19 protein-coding genes, 1 tRNA gene, 1 other RNA gene and 1 pseudogene are annotated in these 16472 nt (G+C 62.3%); 7 read left to right on the top strand and 15 right to left on the bottom strand.

What is annotated here, in order from left to right:
* Window positions 1–14: 14 nt before the first annotated feature.
* The 4 genes and pseudogenes from C725_RS00990 to ndhC form a co-directional block, all read right to left on the bottom strand.
* Complete coding sequence (locus C725_RS00990) at window positions 15–1163, bottom strand: NADH-quinone oxidoreductase subunit D (RefSeq protein WP_243442678.1); 1149 nt, start codon at window positions 1161–1163, stop codon at window positions 15–17.
* Between the two features lie 146 nt (window positions 1164–1309).
* A pseudogene (locus C725_RS00985) lies at window positions 1310–1888 on the bottom strand (NADH-quinone oxidoreductase subunit C); the annotation flags it as partial.
* Between the two features lie 35 nt (window positions 1889–1923).
* Window positions 1924–2469, bottom strand: a complete 546-nt coding sequence (locus C725_RS00980; protein WP_008599582.1) for a NuoB/complex I 20 kDa subunit family protein — start codon at window positions 2467–2469, stop codon at window positions 1924–1926.
* Complete coding sequence (gene ndhC, locus C725_RS00975; RefSeq protein ID WP_008599581.1) at window positions 2460–2837, bottom strand: NADH-quinone oxidoreductase subunit A; 378 nt, start codon at window positions 2835–2837, stop codon at window positions 2460–2462. The genes C725_RS00980 and ndhC overlap by 10 nt, the downstream gene beginning before the upstream one ends.
* A 171-nt stretch (window positions 2838–3008) precedes the next feature.
* Here ndhC and C725_RS00970 point away from each other — a divergent pair, with 171 nt between their 5' ends.
* Window positions 3009–3473, top strand: coding sequence for a YbjN domain-containing protein (locus tag C725_RS00970; RefSeq protein ID WP_008599579.1), 465 nt, complete (start codon window positions 3009–3011; stop codon window positions 3471–3473).
* Between the two features lie 21 nt (window positions 3474–3494).
* Here the strand turns inward: C725_RS00970 and C725_RS00965 are convergent, their stop codons facing one another.
* The 8 genes from C725_RS00965 to tkt form a co-directional block, all read right to left on the bottom strand.
* A complete protein-coding gene (locus C725_RS00965) occupies window positions 3495–4295 on the bottom strand; it encodes an inositol monophosphatase family protein (RefSeq protein ID WP_008599578.1) in 801 nt (266 codons plus the stop codon).
* Window positions 4296–4631, bottom strand: a complete 336-nt coding sequence (locus C725_RS00960; protein ID WP_008599577.1) for a hypothetical protein — start codon at window positions 4629–4631, stop codon at window positions 4296–4298.
* A 2-nt stretch (window positions 4632–4633) separates the two neighbouring features.
* Entirely contained in the window at window positions 4634–5197 is a 564-nt protein-coding gene (gene efp / locus C725_RS00955; RefSeq protein ID WP_008599576.1) for an elongation factor P, read from the bottom strand.
* Between the two features lie 39 nt (window positions 5198–5236).
* Complete coding sequence (thiE, locus tag C725_RS00950) at window positions 5237–5929, bottom strand: thiamine phosphate synthase (RefSeq protein ID WP_008599575.1); 693 nt, start codon at window positions 5927–5929, stop codon at window positions 5237–5239.
* A 55-nt stretch (window positions 5930–5984) separates the two neighbouring features.
* Complete coding sequence (locus C725_RS00945; RefSeq protein WP_008599573.1) at window positions 5985–6881, bottom strand: fructose bisphosphate aldolase; 897 nt, start codon at window positions 6879–6881, stop codon at window positions 5985–5987.
* A 108-nt stretch (window positions 6882–6989) separates the two neighbouring features.
* Complete coding sequence (locus C725_RS00940) at window positions 6990–8186, bottom strand: phosphoglycerate kinase (protein WP_008599572.1); 1197 nt, start codon at window positions 8184–8186, stop codon at window positions 6990–6992.
* A gap of 104 nt (window positions 8187–8290) precedes the next feature.
* Window positions 8291–9295 carry a type I glyceraldehyde-3-phosphate dehydrogenase gene (gene gap / locus C725_RS00935; protein ID WP_008599571.1) on the bottom strand — a complete coding sequence of 335 codons (1005 nt, stop codon included), beginning with the start codon at window positions 9293–9295 and terminating at the stop codon, window positions 8291–8293.
* A 20-nt stretch (window positions 9296–9315) separates the two neighbouring features.
* A complete protein-coding gene (tkt, locus tag C725_RS00930) occupies window positions 9316–11307 on the bottom strand; it encodes a transketolase (protein WP_008599569.1) in 1992 nt (663 codons plus the stop codon).
* A gap of 194 nt (window positions 11308–11501) precedes the next feature.
* On the opposite strand from tkt, the gene C725_RS00925 reads away from it, so the two are divergent.
* From C725_RS00925 to C725_RS00905, 6 genes are all read left to right on the top strand, one after another.
* Window positions 11502–11759: a hypothetical protein gene (locus C725_RS00925; RefSeq protein WP_008599568.1), complete on the top strand. Its 258-nt coding sequence runs from the start codon at window positions 11502–11504 to the stop codon at window positions 11757–11759.
* Window positions 11759–12136: a cell division protein ZapA gene (locus tag C725_RS00920; RefSeq protein WP_008599567.1), complete on the top strand. Its 378-nt coding sequence runs from the start codon at window positions 11759–11761 to the stop codon at window positions 12134–12136. The genes C725_RS00925 and C725_RS00920 overlap by 1 nt, the downstream gene beginning before the upstream one ends.
* A gap of 12 nt (window positions 12137–12148) precedes the next feature.
* Window positions 12149–12305, top strand: a non-coding RNA gene (gene ssrS, locus C725_RS15605) — 6S RNA.
* Between the two features lie 41 nt (window positions 12306–12346).
* Window positions 12347–12961 carry a 5-formyltetrahydrofolate cyclo-ligase gene (locus tag C725_RS00915; RefSeq protein ID WP_008599566.1) on the top strand — a complete coding sequence of 205 codons (615 nt, stop codon included), beginning with the start codon at window positions 12347–12349 and terminating at the stop codon, window positions 12959–12961.
* Window positions 12954–13166 carry a DUF2842 domain-containing protein gene (locus tag C725_RS00910; protein WP_038280973.1) on the top strand — a complete coding sequence of 71 codons (213 nt, stop codon included), beginning with the start codon at window positions 12954–12956 and terminating at the stop codon, window positions 13164–13166. Before C725_RS00915 ends, C725_RS00910 begins: the two co-directional genes overlap by 8 nt.
* Before the next feature lie 7 nt (window positions 13167–13173).
* Window positions 13174–13485, top strand: a complete 312-nt coding sequence (locus C725_RS00905) for a chorismate mutase (RefSeq protein ID WP_038280972.1) — start codon at window positions 13174–13176, stop codon at window positions 13483–13485.
* Between the two features lie 4 nt (window positions 13486–13489).
* On the opposite strand, the gene C725_RS00900 is transcribed toward C725_RS00905, so the two are convergent.
* The 3 genes from C725_RS00900 to C725_RS00890 all read right to left on the bottom strand — a co-directional run bounded on the left by C725_RS00900 (window position 13490) and on the right by C725_RS00890 (window position 16466).
* On the bottom strand, window positions 13490–15013 hold the full coding sequence (locus C725_RS00900; protein WP_008599563.1) for a cryptochrome/photolyase family protein: 1524 nt from the start codon (window positions 15011–15013) through the stop codon (window positions 13490–13492).
* Between the two features lie 39 nt (window positions 15014–15052).
* Window positions 15053–15129 (bottom strand) — tRNA-Asp (locus C725_RS00895).
* A gap of 65 nt (window positions 15130–15194) precedes the next feature.
* The gene (locus tag C725_RS00890) at window positions 15195–16466 is read right to left on the bottom strand and encodes an AI-2E family transporter (protein ID WP_008599562.1); all 1272 of its coding nucleotides are present in this window, start codon (window positions 16464–16466) and stop codon (window positions 15195–15197) included.
* Window positions 16467–16472: the final 6 nt, after the last annotated feature.

The raw sequence follows: 16472 nt of genomic DNA, 5'->3' as shown, positions 1-16472 counted from the left end.
CGAACGCTCCCGCTCTAGCGGTCGCACTCGCCGAAAACGATGTCGAGCGAACCGAGCACCGCCGGCGCATCCGCGAGCATGTGCCCCTTGCACAGGAACTCCATCGCCTGAAGGTGGGAGAAGGCCGTGGGACGAATCTTGCAGCGATAGGGTTTGTTGCTGCCATCGGAAACCAAGTAGATTCCGAATTCCCCCTTCGGGCTCTCGGTCGCGACGTAGACCTCGCCCTCCGGCACGTGAAAGCCCTCGGTATAGAGCTTGAAGTGATTGATCAGCGCCTCCATCGAGCGCTTCATCTCGCCCCGGCGCGGTGGACTGATCTTCGGGTCCGTCGCCATCACCGGCCCCTCCGGCATCTCCGCGACGCACTGCTTGATGATCTTAAGGCTCTCCTTCATCTCCTGAATGCGAACCATGAAGCGATCGTAGCAATCCCCGCTGGTGCCGACCGGAATATCGAACTCCATGCGATCATACACGTCGTAGGGCTGCGACTTGCGGATGTCCCAGGCGATGCCGGAACCGCGAATGCAGGGACCGGAGAAGCCCCACGCCACCGCGTCTTCCTTCGAGATTATGCCGATATCGACGTTGCGCTGCTTGAAGATGCGATTGCCGGCAACCAGCGCCTCGAAATCCGCGAGAACCTTCGGAAAGCGCTCGGCCCACTCTGCGATATCGGCCAGCAGCTTCGGCGGTAGGTCCTGATGCACCCCGCCCGGCCGGAAATAGGCGGCATGGAACCGGGCACCCGACGCGCGCTCGTAGAACTCGCAAATATATTCCCGCTCCTCGAACAGCCACAGCATCGGCGTCATGGCGCCCACGTCCATCGCATGGGCGGTGGTGTTCAGGATATGATTGGTGATCCGCGTGATCTCCGCGAACATCGTGCGGATATATTGCGCGCGAAGCGGCACCTCGAGATCGAGCAGCTTCTCGACGGCCAGGACGTAGCTGTGCTCCTGGCACATCGGGCTGACATAATCGAGGCGGTCCATATAGGGCAGCGCCTGCAAATATGTCTTGTATTCGATCAGCTTCTCGGTGCCGCGGTGCAAAAGGCCGACATGCGGATCGATGCGCTCGATGATCTCGCCGTCCATCTCCATGATCAGGCGCAACACGCCGTGGGCCGCCGGATGCTGCGGCCCGAAATTCATGGAATAATTCTGGATTTCGGTCGTCGTTTCCTCGCTGCCCGTCTGCGAATCGATCGTGATCGAACCGGACCCCGGCTCATCCTTGGCAGCGGTGTCTTCAAGAACGTCCGTCATTCGCTCTTCCCTTCCGCCTCGGCGGCAACAGCCTCCGCCTTCTCGTCGCCCGGCAGATTGTAGCGGCTATATTCCGGTCCCTCCCAAGGGCTCTCGAAGTCGAACGTGCGAAAGTCCTGCGCCAACTTCACCGGCTCGTAGACGACGCGCTTGTGCTCCTCCGACCAGCGCAGTTCGACATAGCCTGTCAGCGGAAAGTCCTTTCGGAACGGATGTCCCGAAAACCCATAGTCGGTCAGAATACGGCGATGGTCGGGATTGCCGTCGAACAGGACACCGTAAAGGTCCCATACCTCGCGCTCCAGCCATCCGGCGACAGGCCAGAGCGACGTGACGGAAGGAACGGGCGTTCGCTCGGTGGCAAAAACCTTCACCCGGATTCGCTGGTTCTTCGTCAGCGACAGCAGATGATAGTTGACCTCGAACCGCTCGGGACGTTCCGGATAGTCGCAGCCCGCAATTTCCATCAATTGCTGGAAACCGTGCTCGTCACGCAGCGCAGCCAGCGTCGAGAACAGCGCGTCGCGCGGCACGGTGAGCGTCAGTTCGCCCCGATGGGTCTTTGCCTCGGCGGCTGGGAATGCGGCCTCGACCCCCTCGCAGGGGTTCATGCGGGGTGCGGGATGCGCGGGCATGAATAGTCCTCTTAGCGTTCGAAGGTGCCGACGCGGCGGATTTTCCGCTGCAACGCCATGATGCCGTAGAGCAGCGCCTCGGCAGAGGGCGGGCAGCCCGGCACATAAATATCCACCGGTACAATACGATCGCAGCCGCGCACCACGGAATAGCTGTAGTGATAATAGCCGCCGCCATTGGCGCAGGAGCCCATGGAGATCACGTAGCGCGGCTCCGACATCTGATCGTAGACGCGGCGCAGCGCCGGCGCCATCTTGTTGCACAGGGTGCCGGCGACGATCATCACGTCCGACTGACGCGGGGAGGCGCGCGGCGCGGCCCCGAACCGCTCCATATCATAACGCGGCATGTTCGTGTGCATCATCTCGACCGCACAGCAGGCGAGGCCGAACGTCATCCACCATAGCGAGCCGGTGCGCGCCCAATTGAACAGCTCCTCCGTCGTCGTCGTCAGGAACCCCTTATTGTCGAGTTCGGCATTCACGTCTGTGACGAACTGGTCCGTCGGTATGTCGAATGTGGCCGGCGTGCGCGCGGCGGGTGCTTCTACTCCCATTCCAGCGCTCCTTTCTTCCATTCATATATGAATCCGATGGTCAGGATTCCAAGGAAGACCATCATCGCACCCCAGCCGAAGACGCCCGTTGCGCCCAAGGAGACAGCCCATGGGAACAGAAAGGCAACTTCCAGGTCGAAGATGATGAAGAGGATGGAAACTAGGTAGAAGCGTACGTCGAACTGATTGCGCGCATCCTCGAATGCCGGGAACCCGCACTCATACTCGGCCAGCTTGTCGTCGTACGGGTTTTGCGCGCCGGTCAGGTTCGAGACCAGCATCGGCAAGCCGACAAAGACGGCCGACAGCGCGATCGCGATGCCGAGAAAAATGAGGATGGGCAGATATTCCGCCGCGACGGCCACCATGGGCAAAACTTTCGGATTTTTGCGTTTCGCTGGCGCTTCTAGGCGGGCAAGCCGGGGGGTGCAAGGCGGCAGGTGCGCCGGGCAGCAGTCCGCACGACGAACAATCGCCGCCGCGCATCGTTACGAGCACAAGACGCCTTTAATTTTCAGGCGAACAGCGAAGGAATTTGCATGCGTGAGACGTCGATTTCGGCCCTGCTGATCGCCGCCCTTGCCGTTCCGGCGGCGGCCCAGAATGTCAGTGCCGATCCAAAGACTGTATCCGCCGTGCTCGAGGAAAGTGGTTTCGAGAGTCGCTGGGAACAGACACCCGGCGGCCAGCCCGCTCTCCTCAGCTCGAACGGCGCCTCGGACTTCTCCGTGTTCTTCAGCAATTGCAACAGCAGCGGAGATGATTGCTCGACGCTGCAATTCTATGCCGGATACCAGACGGACGGGCGCACCGAACTCTCGGCCATCAATGCCTTCAATCGCGATACGCGTTTCGGCGATGCCTATCTCGACGAGGAGGGCGATGCCGTCCTGGAGATGGACGTGAATCTCGACTTCGGCGGGGTCAGCCGCGAAAATCTTGCCGACCAGATCTCGGTCTGGACCGATTTGATGGAGACGTTCGAAATCGCCATCGAATGGTAACGGCGAGTTGTTGGAGGCGCGCTATTTGCGAAGCGCGCCCGCCACCAGCTTGTGAAGTTTCGAGTGCAGACCATTATTCGCGGCCACGATCTCCCCCTCGGCCACACGGCGATCCGTACCGCGATAGTCCGTGATAAAGCCGCCCGCCTCCTTCACGATCAGCATGCCGGCCGCCACGTCCCAGTAGCTGAGATCCTTTTCCCAGAACCCGTCGAAGCGGCCCGCCGCCACCCAGGCCAGGTCGAGTGCCGCCGAGCCAAAGCGCCGTATGCCCGCCACCTGCGGCGCAACCGCCTGCGTGATCGCGTCCCATTCCTCGAAATTGCCATGGCCGCGATACGGAATGCCCGTCGCGATCAAGGCGTCGCCAAGCTCCCGCCGACCGGAGACGCGCAGGCGCTGGTTGTGCAGGAACGCGCCCTTCCCCTTCTCCGCCCAGAAGAATTCGTCGGTTAGCGGCTGATAGATGCAGGCGGCGCGTATATCGCCATGAATCTCTGCCGCAATGGAGATGGCGAAGTGCGGGATGGAGTGCAGGAAGTTCGTCGTTCCGTCCAGCGGGTCGATGATCCAGCGCTCGGTGCCGTCACGGCCGGGAATATCCTCGCCCTCCTCGAGCACGAAACCCCAGTCAGGACGCGCCTGGCTGAGGATGTCGACCAGCGTGCGCTCCGCCTCCCGATCCGCGTTCGACACGAAGTCCGACGGACCCTTGCGGCTGACCTGCAGCGCGGACACTTCTCCGAAATCGCGGCGCAGCCTGGGTGCGGCCTTTCTGACCGCGCGGTCCATGACGGTAATGAGAGCGGGACGTGCGGGCACTTAGTTGTCCGACCCCGCCTGCGGTTTGAACCCGCAGACCGCAGCAAGCGCCATCAGCACATGCTGGTTGTTATCGACGGAGAGCTGGTCGTTGGCCTCGATAACGGCGGTTGCTTTTTCGCTGATCTCGCGGAACGGGGCGGAATAAATGCAGCCGAACAGCGCATTCTTCATCTCGCCTGGAACCTCCTCGACCTGCATGGCACCGCCGATGATACGGAAATGCTTCACAGCCGTCTCAAGCTGCTCCTGCGTCGGCTCGCCCTGCTGCTGCGCGGATACGCCGGTGGCGGCCGCGGCGGCAATGCCGGCGGCGAGAATGGCAGTTCTCATCATGATCAGTCAGCCCTCTTCACATATTCCTGGCTATACACGTCGACAACGACCCGCGTGCCGCTGGTGATGTGCGGCGGCACCATGATGCGGACGCCGTTGTCGAGCATGGCCGGCTTGTACGAGCTGGACGCGGTCTGTCCCTTAACCACAGCATCGGCCTCGACGATCTCTGCCTCGACCTGTTCGGGAAGCTGAACCGAAATCGGCTTCTCCTCGTACATTTCGAGCATGACCTGCATGCCATCCTGCAAAAAGGCCGATGCATCGCCAAGAAGATCTGTCGGTAAGGTTACCTGGTCGAACGTCTCGGTATCCATAAAGGTCAGCATGTCGCCCTCGGCATACAAGAACTGAAAGTCCTTCGTGTCGAGGCGCACTTTTTCGACGGTCTCCGAGGAACGAAAACGATTGTTCGTCTTGCGCCCGTCCATCAGGTTCTTCATCTCGACCTGCATGTAGGCGCCGCCCTTGCCGGGCTGCGTGTGCTGAATCTTTACGGCGCGCCACAGGCCGCCTTCATATTCGATGATGTTGCCCGGACGAATGTCCACGCCGGAAATTTTCATGAGATCACCATGTCGATGGGGTTCGTGAGCGCGCCCTTATCAGCGGCCGGCGCGGTCCTCAAGCAGGTCGGCGAACGCACGAATGCAGGCGGCAGGATTCTCGGCATGATTCCATACCGCACCGGAGACGGCCAGAAAGTCCGCGCCCGCGTCGATCAGCGGCGCGGCATTTTCCGGCGTTATGCCGCCGATCGCCACGCACGGAATCTCGCTGATCGTCGACCACCAGCCGAGGATGGAGGGATCGGGCCGGTGAACCGTCTCCTTCGTCGCCGTGTCGTAGAAGCTGCCAAAGGCGATATAGTCCGCCCCCTGCTCGCCGGCCTGCATCGCGAGATGACGGCTGTCATGACAGGTGATGCCGATTTGAACTGCGTGCCCCAACAGTGCACGCGCTTCGGAAACGTCGCCGTCCTCTTGCCCCAGATGAACGCCGTCGGCCTCCAGTTCCTTGGCCATATCCGGACGATCGTTGACGATCAGTGCGACGTCATAGGCTGCAAGGATCGGCTTGATGACGCTGCCGGCGCGCATGATTTCCATGTCGCTCGCCCCCTTCAGGCGAAGCTGAAATGCCGCCACGGGACCGGCGTCGAGCGCCGCCTTCAGAATCTCCGGAAAGCCCGGATCATAGGTCGGCGGCGATATGAGGTAGAGCTGCGCTGCGGGGCGCGATTCCTCGCTCGCATCGAAACGAGAGGAAAAATCGGGGTCGAGTTCAATCTTTGACATGGCCCGCTCCTAGCGCCTGATCGGAGGCGCCGGAAGCGGGTGCATATCCGGATCGTCAGGCCGCCTTCAGGGTCGAGGCCGTATAGATCTTGTCGATCGCGGCGCCGAGAACCTGGTCGAACTCCTCATCGCTCTGCTGTGCCCGCAGATCCTGCAACAGCGCGCGGCTGAAACTGGCGATCATGCCGTGATTCTTCGCCAGTTCAGAGCATGCTTCGTCCTGTGAGAAGCCGCCGGAAAGCGCGACGACGCGGGCGCAATTCGGATGCGCGATCAACGGAGCGTAAAGGTCGGCCTTCGCCGGGATCGAAAGTTTCAGCATGATCCGCCGGCCATGATCCTGCGCGTCCAGGGCCGCTTTCAATTCTTGGAGCAGGATGTCCTCCGACTGCGCGCGGTCCGTGCTCTTGATGTTCACCTCAGGCTCGACGATGGGCAACAAGCCCTTATCGAGAATGGCGTTCGCAACTTCGAACTGCTGCTTGACGATCGCAGAGATGCCCGACTTTGACGCGCTTTGAATGACGGAACGCATCTTGGTGCCAAAGACGCCCTTGGCATTGGCACGGTCCAGAAGCGCATCCAGTTCAGGCATCGGCTTCATCAGCTGTACGCCGTCCTGCTCGTCCTCCAGACCCTTGTCGACCTTCAGAAACGGCACCACACCGCGTTCCCAGAGAAGTGCCGGAACAGGCTTGCCGTCCGCATCGCCGTCCATGGTCTTTTCGAACAGAATGGCGCCGAGGACTTTTCGCCCGTTGAAGGAAGGCGCGGTGACAATGCGGCTGCGCATCTCGTGGATTTTCGCGAACATCTCGTCATCGCCGGAATATTCGTTCTCTTCCACGCCGTAGCCTTTCAGAGCCTTCGGTGTCGAACCGCCGCTCTGATCGAGCGCTGCGATAAAGCCAGCGCCGCCAACGACCTGCGCCATCATCTTCGGGTCCTGCATGAAACCTAATCTCCGCCTTTGTCTTCTGTTTGCCCGCAGCACGGGCTTGTCGTTCATCTAACGCAGGGCGTGCAGACCGGCAACGCGGCCTGCCCCGGCGGGATGCGGTCAGCGCGAAAGCGCCTCCACGCCCGGCAGCGCCTTTCCTTCCATCCATTCCAGAAAGGCGCCGCCCGCCGTGGACACGAAGCTGAAATCGTCCGCCGCACCGGCATGGTTCAGCGCAGCAACGGTATCGCCGCCGCCCGCCACGGAGGTCAGGGAGCCGTCCTTGGTCAGGGCCGCCGCCGTCTTGGCAAGCGCGACCGTGGCGGCATCGAAGGGGGCAATTTCAAAAGCCCCGAGCGGGCCATTCCACACCAGGGTCTTGCAGGTCTTCAACGCGTCGGCGAGCGCCTCGACAGCCGCCGGGCCGATGTCGAGGATCATGTCGTTGGCCGCGACCTCGTGGACGTTCGCCGTCCGGCTGGGCGCGTTTTCGGCGAACTCCTTCGCCACGACGACATCATAGGGCAGATGAACGGTACAGCCCGCCGCATCCGCCTTTTCCAAAATGGCGGTCGCCGTGTCGGTCAGGTCGTGTTCGCACAGGCTCTTGCCGACATCGACGCCCTTCGCGGCCAGGAACGTGTTCGCCATTCCGCCTCCGATGATGAGATGATCGACCTTCGCGACGAGATTCTGCAGCACGTCCAGCTTGGTCGATACCTTGGCACCCCCGACCACGGCAGCGACCGGGTGTTCCGGATTGCCGAGCGCCGCGTCCAGCGCCTTGAGTTCCGCCTCCATCGCCCGCCCGGCATAGGCGGGCAGCAGGTGTGCAAGCGCCTCCGTTGAAACATGCGCCCGGTGGGCGGCGGAAAAGGCGTCGTTCACATAGAGGTCGCCGAGTGCAGCGATCTGCTTGGCCAGCTCGGCGTCGTTCTCTGTCTCTCCGGCATGGAAGCGCGTATTCTCGAGGACGGCGACGTCACCGGGTTGCAAGCGGCTCACCATATCTTCGGCCACCGGACCGTGGGTTTCCGTAATGAACGTGACCGTGCGGCCCAGAACCTTTTCCAGCGCCGCGGAAATCGGCGAGAGGCTGAGCATGGGATCGGCCTTGCCCTTCGGCCGTCCGAAATGGGAAAGGACGAGCACTTTCGCGCCTTTTCCCGAGAGTTCGTTCAGCGTCGGCAGCGCGGCGCGCAGGCGGGTGTCATCGGTGACGTCGCCGTCCCGAACGGGCACGTTCAGATCGCAGCGCACCAGCACCGTTTTGCCATTGAGGTCGCCGAGATCGTCTAGTGTTTTGAAGGCGGTCATGCGGGAACTTCCTTGAAAAAATGAGGACCGGAAGGAAAAGAGCCGAAATCCAGGTCGCAGCGCGCTCGGATTCCGGCTCTCTCGTAATTGGCTGCGGGCGTGATCTAGAAGCGAGCTAACACCTTCGCCGTGTCGATCATGCGGTTCGAGAAGCCCCATTCATTGTCGTACCAGGACACGACCCGCGCCAGCTTCCCCTCCAACACGGCCGTCTCCAGGCTGTCGACCGTCGAACTCGCCGGATAATGGTTGAAATCCGAGGACACGAGCGGCTCGTCGGTATAGTCGAGAACGCCCTTCAGCGCGCCCTCCGCCGCCGCCTTCAAAGCGCCGTTAATTTCGTCGACGGAGGTGTCCTTCGACGGCTGGAAGGTCAGGTCGACCAGGCTGACATTGGGGGTCGGCACGCGGACGGAGGAGCCGTCGAGCTTGCCGTTCAGTTCCGGCAGGACGAGACCGACCGCACGGGCGGCGCCGGTGGTTGTCGGGATCATGTTCTGCGCCCCGCCACGTGCGCGGCGCATGTCCTTGTGCATCTGGTCCAGCATGCGCTGGTCATTGGTGTAGCTATGGATGGTGGTCATCATGCCGCGCTCGATGCCGACCGCCTCGTGCAGCACCTTCGCGACGGGCGCCAGGCAGTTCGTCGTGCAGGACGCGTTGGAGACGATCAGGTCGTCGGCCGTCAGCGATTCATGATTGACGCCAAAGACGATCGTCTTGTCGACGCCCGACGCCGGCGCGGAGATGAGAACGCGCTTGGCACCGGCATCGAGGTGCGGCTGCGCAGCATCCTTGGACTGGAAGAACCCGGTGCATTCCAGAACGATATCCGTACCAAGCTCCTTGTGCGGAAGCTTGCCCGGCTCGCGCTCGGCCGTCACGCGGATGGTCTTACCATTGACCGTGATGCTGTCCTCGCCGGCGCTCACCTCTCCCGGGAAGCGGCCATGCGTCGAGTCGTACTTGAACAGCAGCGCGTTCGACTTCGCGTCGGCGAGGTCGTTGATGGCGACGAGTTCGAAATCGTGATCGTCCCGCTCCAGCAATGCGCGCGCAACCAGCCGGCCGATGCGGCCGAAGCCATTGATGAAAACCTTCGTCGCCATCTGAATTTCCTCGCTTTAGATTATGAGTTGGACAGTTTTTCCCTGACGCGCCGTACGATCGCATCCGGGGTGAAGCCGAATTTCGCGAACAGATCATCTGCCGGGGCAGACGCGCCAAACCGGTCGATACCGATGGAAAGCCCATTCAGCATGACATGTTCCGCCCAGCCGAGCGTCGTCCCCGCCTCGACCGAAACGCGCAGAATCTCGCCAGGCTGGACGTTCGGCAGCACGTCCTCTCGGTAAGCTGCGGGCTGATCCGCGAAGAGTTCCCAGCAGGGCATCGAGACGACGTCGCAGCCGACCCCCTCCTCTTCGAGCTGCCGTGCGGCCTGAAGCGCCAGGTGCACTTCAGACCCCGTCGCGATGAAGATCACCTTTCTGTCTGCCTCAGACGATTTCAGGCGATAGGCACCCCGCGCACAAAGATTGCCCTCTGCGGCTTCGGTGCGAACCTGCGGCAGGTTCTGCCGCGTAAGGGCAAGCGCGCTGGGCGTATCCTTATCCTCAAGCGCCAAGGCCCAGCATTCCATCGTCTCGACGGCGTCCGCCGGACGGAACACGTTCAGGTTGGGGATGGCCCGCAGCGACATCACCTGCTCAATCGGCTGATGCGTCGGCCCGTCTTCGCCAAGGCCGATGGAATCGTGCGTCAGCACATGCACGGCCCGGGCCTGCTGCAACGCACCCAGACGGATGGCCGGCCGGGAGTAATCCGAGAAGATCAGGAACGTGCCGCCATAGGGAATGACGCCCCCATGAAGCGCCATGCCGTTCATGGCGGCGGCCATGCCGAACTCGCGAATGCCGTAATAGACATAGCGACCGGAATAATCCTCAGCCGCGAATACGCCCATCTCGCCTGCACGCGTATTGTTCGATCCGGTCAAATCCGCGGACCCGCCGACCGTAGCGGGGATCGCGGCGTTGATGACCTTCAGCGCGTTCTCGCTGGATTTCCGCGTCGCCTCGGCCTTCGGTTCCGCGACAAGCCCGTTGATGTAGCTGGCAACGGCATCCTTCCAGCCGGCGGGAAGCTCTCCGCGCATGCGCGCCTCGAAGTCACCCCATTCCGGCTGCCGCTTCGCCTTTTCCTGCCAGGCCTTGTGGTGAGCGGAGCCGTGTTCGCCCATGGCGCGCCATTCGGACAGAATGTCGTCCGGAATGACGAAGGGCTCCGCCGTCCAGCCAAGGGCTTCGCGCGTGGCCGCGACTTCCGCCTCGCCGAGTGCAGCGCCGTGCGTAGCGCTCGTGCCCTGCTTGTTCGGCGAGCCATAGCCGATAATCGTGCGCGCCGCGATCAGGCTGGGTCGCGGGTCCGCCTTCGCGGCTCTCATCGCGGCGTCGAGCGCGTCGGCATCGTGTCCGTCGCATTCCGCGACATGCCAGCCGGCCGCGGCATAGCGTGCCTTGACGTCCTCGCTGGTCGACAGATCGGTCGGACCGTCGATGGTGATCCGGTTGTCGTCCCAGATCACGTTCAGGCGTCCAAGCTTCAGATGCCCGGCAAGCCCGACAGCCTCATGGTTGATCCCCTCCATCAGGCAGCCGTCGCCGGCGATAACCCACGTCCTGTGATCAACGAGCGCATCACCGAACCCGGCGTTCAGATGACGTTCCGCCATGGCCATGCCGACCGCCATGGCGAGGCCCTGCCCCAGAGGTCCGGTGGTCGCCTCGACACCAGGCAGGAGAAAATTCTCTGGATGGCCGGCGCAGGGACTGTCCAGTCTGCGAAAGTTCCTGATGTCGTCCAGTGTCGGCTTGTCGTAGCCAGTCAGATGCAGCAGAGCATAGATCAGCATCGAGCCGTGACCGGCCGACAGCACGAACCGGTCGCGGTCGTACCAGTCTGGCGCCTTCGGATCGAACTTAAGATGCTTCTGAAAAAGAACGGTCGCGGCGTCGGCCATGCCCATGGGCATGCCGGGGTGACCGGAATTGGCCGCTTGCACGGCATCCATGGCGAGCGCGCGGATCGCATTGGCGAGGTCGTTATGGGAAGGCGTCATGAGCCGGGTCGTCGTCCCTGAAAAAGAGCAGAGGTGAGCAGGCGGTGCGAACCGCCATCATTGCCGCGCGGAGGTAGCCGCAAGCGTCGCCGCACGCAACCGCGCTGTGGCACCACCTCATCGCAGCGCGCGTTGACGAATCATGAGACGGGCTCTTATCGGCATCTTGCAACCCACTGTCAAAAGGCGCTTTCTTGCACGACAACACGACATTCGACGAGGGATTGGCGCGGCTAAGCGGCGCGCTCGGTCGGCTCGAATCCGCGGCATCGACGGCATTAAAGACGAAAGCTGACGAGGCGCGACGGGCCGAGGACGCGCTGAAATCCGAAACCAGCCGCCTTCGCGCGGAGCACGACCGTCTTCGGGAACGTCATGACCGGCTCGTCACGGAGGCAGAGCGCGCATTGACGGATCTGGAGCGCGTCATTGATCGGGAGGAAAACCGCTGATGGGCCAGGTTCGTGTCGATGTCGGCGGCAGATCATACCCCCTCGCCTGCAAGGACGGCGAAGAAGACCTGATCGATCGCCTGGCCAAGACGGTCGATGCAAAAGCGCAGCAATTGCAAACCCAGCTCGGCCATTTGCCTGAAGTCCGCATGCTCCTCATGTCCGCCATCATGGTGGCGGACGATCTGATCCGTGGACAGGCGGATCGTGAGGCGACCGCTGCAGATAATCCGTCGGAGACTGCCTCCTCAGGCGCGGCGGATCCGGACAGGGCTTCGGAGGCGCTTGCCGCGCTCGACGCCGCCGCCGAACGTGTTGAGCGCATCATCGCTGCTTTGGAACAGGGAGGCCTTGAGCCGGGCGATGCGGCATCCTAGATTGTTCAGTGACGGACACTGCCGGGTACGAGCATACGCGAACATCCCTGAGGCGATATATCATCCTAGGGAGCTATCCCTGCCCGGGGCCTTGCCCCGATGCACATGGCGCCCACCTGACGTACTTGGCGTCAGAGGATATTCCGGCAAACGGCCATGGCGGTTCCGTCACCTTCCTAGCTTTGCCTGGTGCCTGAGCGCTCAAGAACCATGACCGGCACGGATTCGGATCTGATCGGCAGCGCGAAAGGGAAAGCCGATCCGGCGGCCGCGAAGGATGCCCTGCGCCGCCGCCTCCGCTCCAGCCGCAGAGCGTTCGCACTCTCTCTGTCCGGCGTCGAGCGTGAGGCCGCCCTCAATGCCGCTGCAGGCCATGCTGCCCCCCTGATCGAACCGCATGCGCGCGTGGGCATTTATGTTCCCACCCGTTACGAGATCGATCCGGCGCCTTGCGCGGCGCATGTCACCAGGCGCCTTCTCCTCCCGTGGTTCGGGGAGCGCACCTCACCTATGCAATTTCGGGAAGCGGGCCCCCTCTTTCCCGGTCCCTGGAAGATGATGCAGCCCGCGCATACCGCGGCGGCCGGGGAACCCGAGATTCTCCTCGTCCCCCTGCTCGCTGCGACATCCACGGGTGACCGGCTTGGTCAGGGTGGGGGACATTATGACCGTTACCTCGCCGCGCGCCAGGCCGCGGGGACCTTGCCGCTCACCATCGGCCTTGCATGGGACTGTCAAATGGTGCCGGCCTTGCCGCGAGAGCCCTGGGACCATCTGCTCGATTACATTGTGACGCCGAGCGCCCTATACGGTCCTCATGGATGAACAGCCGAAACTCAGGAAGCCGCTCGGCGTGCTGGCGATGATCGCGATCATTACAGCCTATGTCGTGATCGTGGCCGGCCTTGCCGACCCGGTGACGCGTCTGCCGGTACTCGTTCAGACGCCGATATGGATCGTGCTGGGCGTGGCCTGGATCTTTCCGTTGAAGCCGCTGGTGCGGTGGATCGAGATCGGCAGATGGAAGTGAGCCGCCCATGACCGAGATCGTAAATCCCGCAGACTGCCGTACCATGCCCGAAATCCGCGCGGGCATCGATGAACTGGATCGGCGTATCGTCGCGCTGCTTGCAGAGCGGATGCGCTACATCGAGGCCGCCGCGCGCGTGAAGGAAACACGCGGAACGGTGCGTGACGAATGGCGCAAGGCCGACGTCATAGAAAAGGCTCAGGCGACAGCCCGATCGGAAAAGCTCGACGATGGCCTGGTTGCCGATCTTTATGAGCTTCTGGTCGAGCGTTCGATCGCGCATGAGTTTGTCGTCTTCGACGCGCTCGAGAAAACCTGATCCGCTACCGCAGTCCGCGCAGGAACGAGCGCGCGCTCTCGAGATATTCCTCGCGGCGCGCGGCGTCCATGCCGTCCCAGGTCCGGTACGGCATGGCCAGGCGGCGACTGCCCTGCAGCTTGTCGCGGTTCCGGTCGAGGAAATGCCAATACAGGGGATTGAAGGGGCACGCCCCCTCCCCCGCCTTCACCTTCACATCGTATCGGCACGAACCGCAATAATCCGACATCTTGTCGATATAATTGCCGGATGAGGCATAGGGCTTCGTGCCGAGAAGGCCGCCATCGCCGAACTGGCTCATGCCGAGCGTATTCGGCAGTTCGACCCATTCATAGGCATCGGCGTAGACCTCCAGATACCATTCGTGCACCTGCTTCGGGTCGGCGCCGATCAGCAGCGCGAAATTCCCCGTGATCATCAGCCGCTGGATATGATGAGCGTAGGCATGATCGAGCGTCTGACCAATGGCCTCAGCCAAGCAATGCATGTCGGTCTCGCCGCTCCAGTAAAAAGCGGGCAGGTTCCTGTCCGCTTCCAGGAAATTTCTTTCGACGTAGCCGGGCATTTCTCGCCAATAGATGCCGCGCACGAACTCCCGCCATCCTATGATCTGGCGGATGAAGCCCTCCGCCGCATTCAGCGGCACGCGTCCCGCGCGATATGCCGCCTCAACGCGCCGACATATCGCGAGCGGATCGAGAAAGCCGATATTGATGTAGGGCGAAATGACGGCATGATAGAGAAAGGCTTCGCCCGTCAGCATGGCGTCCTGATAGGTGCCGAACGATTGCAGCGCGCAGTCTAGAAATCGCTCGAGGACGCTTTCGGCATCGTCGCGCGTGACCGCGAAACCGAACCCTGCGAGTCGTCCGACATTGTCCGCGAACCGCATTTCGACAAGGTGGATAACGGCCAGCGTGATCTCATCCGGTTCAAAGGCCAAGCGGTCCGGCATGAACAGATCGCTTTTCGCCGGCTTTCTGTTCTCCTTGTCGAAATTCCAGCGTCCTCCCTCCGGTTCTCCATCGGACATCAGGAGGCCTGTTTTCCGCCGCATCTCTCGATAGAAGAATTCCATCGTTAGCGAGGACCGATCCTCGGCCCACGCGTCGAACGCGTCGAGGCTGCAGATAAACCGGTCATCGTCGAACTGGCGAACGGTTACGTCGAATCGGTCCGGCCATTCGTCGATCATGGCCTGGACCCGCCACTCGCCGGCTTTAACGATGCGAATCTGGTCAATGGCGTGGCGCTCGAGAGCGCGGGCGAGTTCGCCCGTGAAAGCGCCGGAATTGTTGGGATCGTCCAGCTTTACATAGTCGACACGCCAGCCAGCCGCCGAAAGCTCCTGCGCGAAATGGCGCATGGCCGACAGGATAAAGACCAGCTTCTGCTTGTGGTGGCCCACATAGCGGGTCTCCTCGTCCAGCTCTGTCATCAGGACGACGGTATCGTCCTTCGCGCAGCCTCGCAGGGATGCAAGGTCGCGTGTCAGCTGATCGCCGAGAATATAGACAAGCGCGGTCATCCCCGAAGGGGATCCATCGCACGTCTGAACAATAGAAAATGGCGCGAGTGACGGGACTTGAACCCGCGACCTCCGGCGTGACAGGCCGGCGCTCTAACCAACTGAGCTACACCCGCTTGGGAGTTCGGAAGGAGCGTCGCCCCGACCGGAGGCGCGTCACTACGAAGCGCCTTGGCCTGTGTCAAGCAACCTGATCCCGACTTTTTTCCTCTGCCTGATTTTCCCCGGATTTTTCCTGTTCTCCAGGTGCCGGCGCGGGCATCGGCGCCGGAACCGATCCTGTAAAATTCAGATTTTCCCGCATCAGTGTCGTCTGATCGAGCAAGAACCCGAAGACGTTCGGTCCGCCCACGCGCCGGATGAACGAGCGCGCGATGATCAGGAGCGGCACGGACAGAAGCGCGCCCATGGCGCCCCACACCCAGCCCCAAAAGGAAAGGGCGATCATGATCAGGAGCGGGTTAATGAGAAAACGCCGTCCGAGGATCGCCGGCGTGACGATATACGCCTCGACGAGGTTGACGACGAGGTAGGCAAGCGCGGGGACCATGCCCGCGATCCAGTTCGGTTCGACCGCCATCCCGCCGAGTCCGGCGAGGAAAAAGAAGACCACCGGACCGACATAGGGCACGAAATTGAGGAGGCCGGCCAGACCGCCCCACATCCACGGCGTCTCGATTTCCAGCCACCAGAAAATAAGGGCCACGACGATCCCCAGCAGCACGTTGATGATAGTGATCGTACCAACGTACCGGCCGGTGTCCGTGGCGACATCCGTCAGCACCTGTTCCGCCGTCTTCGCGCCTGAAACCGTGTTCGCGCTGTCGATCAGCACCTGCCGCAGACGCGAGTAGCTGGCGAGGAAGAAGACGAGGATCAGGAGCGCGAAAAAGGTCTGGATAAGTGCGGAGGGCGCCGCACCGGTCACGGCGTCCACCACGGATGTCGGCGCGCCTATGCTGCCGGGCGGAGGTGCATTCATCGACTTTTCGACGCCCAGCCCCTCCTGAATACGCGCCGCGGCCTGATCGACCGTGTCGAACATGTCGAGAATCGGCGCGATGTTGCGGCGGACATTGGGCAGATTCACCGGCAGGTTGTTCAGCCAGGTAAGCGCCGGCATCACGATGATGTAGCTGAGAATGGCCACGAAGCCGAGAAGAACGCTGAGGCTGACCGTCGCCGCCAGCGTGGCGGGCAGGACGCGCTCCAGCCGGACCTGGACGGGGACGAGCATCAGACCAAAGGTCAAGCCCGCCGCGAGCGGCAGGAAGAACACCGATCCGGCCTGAAGGGCGAAGGGTAGCGCCAGAAGCAGCGCCCCCGCCATGCTGATGTTGAGCGCCGAAAGCAGCCGGTCCCGGCGATGCGCCGTCCGGCGGCTTTCCTGTCGGCGTGTGGGACGTGGCGGCGCGGGCGGTTCCGGTACGTCGCCTGCCTCCGCCTCGTCCATGATCGC

The sequence above is a fragment of the Pacificimonas flava genome, assembly GCF_000342165.1.
Lineage (GTDB): Bacteria > Pseudomonadota > Alphaproteobacteria > Sphingomonadales > Sphingomonadaceae > Pacificimonas > Pacificimonas flava.
Note: the sequence above shows the minus strand (reverse complement) of the source record. Positions and strands in the feature narration are given on the sequence as shown.

What these genes read in the sequence shown, in the direction of transcription:
- C725_RS00980 (WP_008599582.1), bottom strand. Translation starts at nt 2,469, where the DNA reads ATGGGAGTAGAAGCACCCGCCGCGCGCACGCCGGCCACATTCGACATA.
- tkt (WP_008599569.1), bottom strand. Translation starts at nt 11,307, where the DNA reads ATGACGCCTTCCCATAACGACCTCGCCAATGCGATCCGCGCGCTCGCC.
- C725_RS00960 (WP_008599577.1), bottom strand. Translation starts at nt 4,631, where the DNA reads ATGATGAGAACTGCCATTCTCGCCGCCGGCATTGCCGCCGCGGCCGCC.
- C725_RS00970 (WP_008599579.1), top strand. Translation starts at nt 3,009, where the DNA reads ATGCGTGAGACGTCGATTTCGGCCCTGCTGATCGCCGCCCTTGCCGTT.
- C725_RS00900 (WP_008599563.1), bottom strand. Translation starts at nt 15,013, where the DNA reads ATGACCGCGCTTGTCTATATTCTCGGCGATCAGCTGACACGCGACCTT.
- C725_RS00940 (WP_008599572.1), bottom strand. Translation starts at nt 8,186, where the DNA reads ATGACCGCCTTCAAAACACTAGACGATCTCGGCGACCTCAATGGCAAA.
- ndhC (WP_008599581.1), bottom strand. Translation starts at nt 2,837, where the DNA reads ATGGTGGCCGTCGCGGCGGAATATCTGCCCATCCTCATTTTTCTCGGC.
- C725_RS00920 (WP_008599567.1), top strand. Translation starts at nt 11,759, where the DNA reads ATGGGCCAGGTTCGTGTCGATGTCGGCGGCAGATCATACCCCCTCGCC.
- C725_RS00990 (WP_243442678.1), bottom strand. Translation starts at nt 1,163, where the DNA reads ATGAATTTCGGGCCGCAGCATCCGGCGGCCCACGGCGTGTTGCGCCTG.
- C725_RS00945 (WP_008599573.1), bottom strand. Translation starts at nt 6,881, where the DNA reads ATGCAGGACCCGAAGATGATGGCGCAGGTCGTTGGCGGCGCTGGCTTT.
- C725_RS00915 (WP_008599566.1), top strand. Translation starts at nt 12,347, where the DNA reads ATGACCGGCACGGATTCGGATCTGATCGGCAGCGCGAAAGGGAAAGCC.
- thiE (WP_008599575.1), bottom strand. Translation starts at nt 5,929, where the DNA reads ATGTCAAAGATTGAACTCGACCCCGATTTTTCCTCTCGTTTCGATGCG.
- C725_RS00910 (WP_038280973.1), top strand. Translation starts at nt 12,954, where the DNA reads ATGGATGAACAGCCGAAACTCAGGAAGCCGCTCGGCGTGCTGGCGATG.
- gap (WP_008599571.1), bottom strand. Translation starts at nt 9,295, where the DNA reads ATGGCGACGAAGGTTTTCATCAATGGCTTCGGCCGCATCGGCCGGCTG.
- C725_RS00905 (WP_038280972.1), top strand. Translation starts at nt 13,174, where the DNA reads ATGACCGAGATCGTAAATCCCGCAGACTGCCGTACCATGCCCGAAATC.
- C725_RS00890 (WP_008599562.1), bottom strand. Translation starts at nt 16,466, where the DNA reads ATGGACGAGGCGGAGGCAGGCGACGTACCGGAACCGCCCGCGCCGCCA.
- efp (WP_008599576.1), bottom strand. Translation starts at nt 5,197, where the DNA reads ATGAAAATTTCCGGCGTGGACATTCGTCCGGGCAACATCATCGAATAT.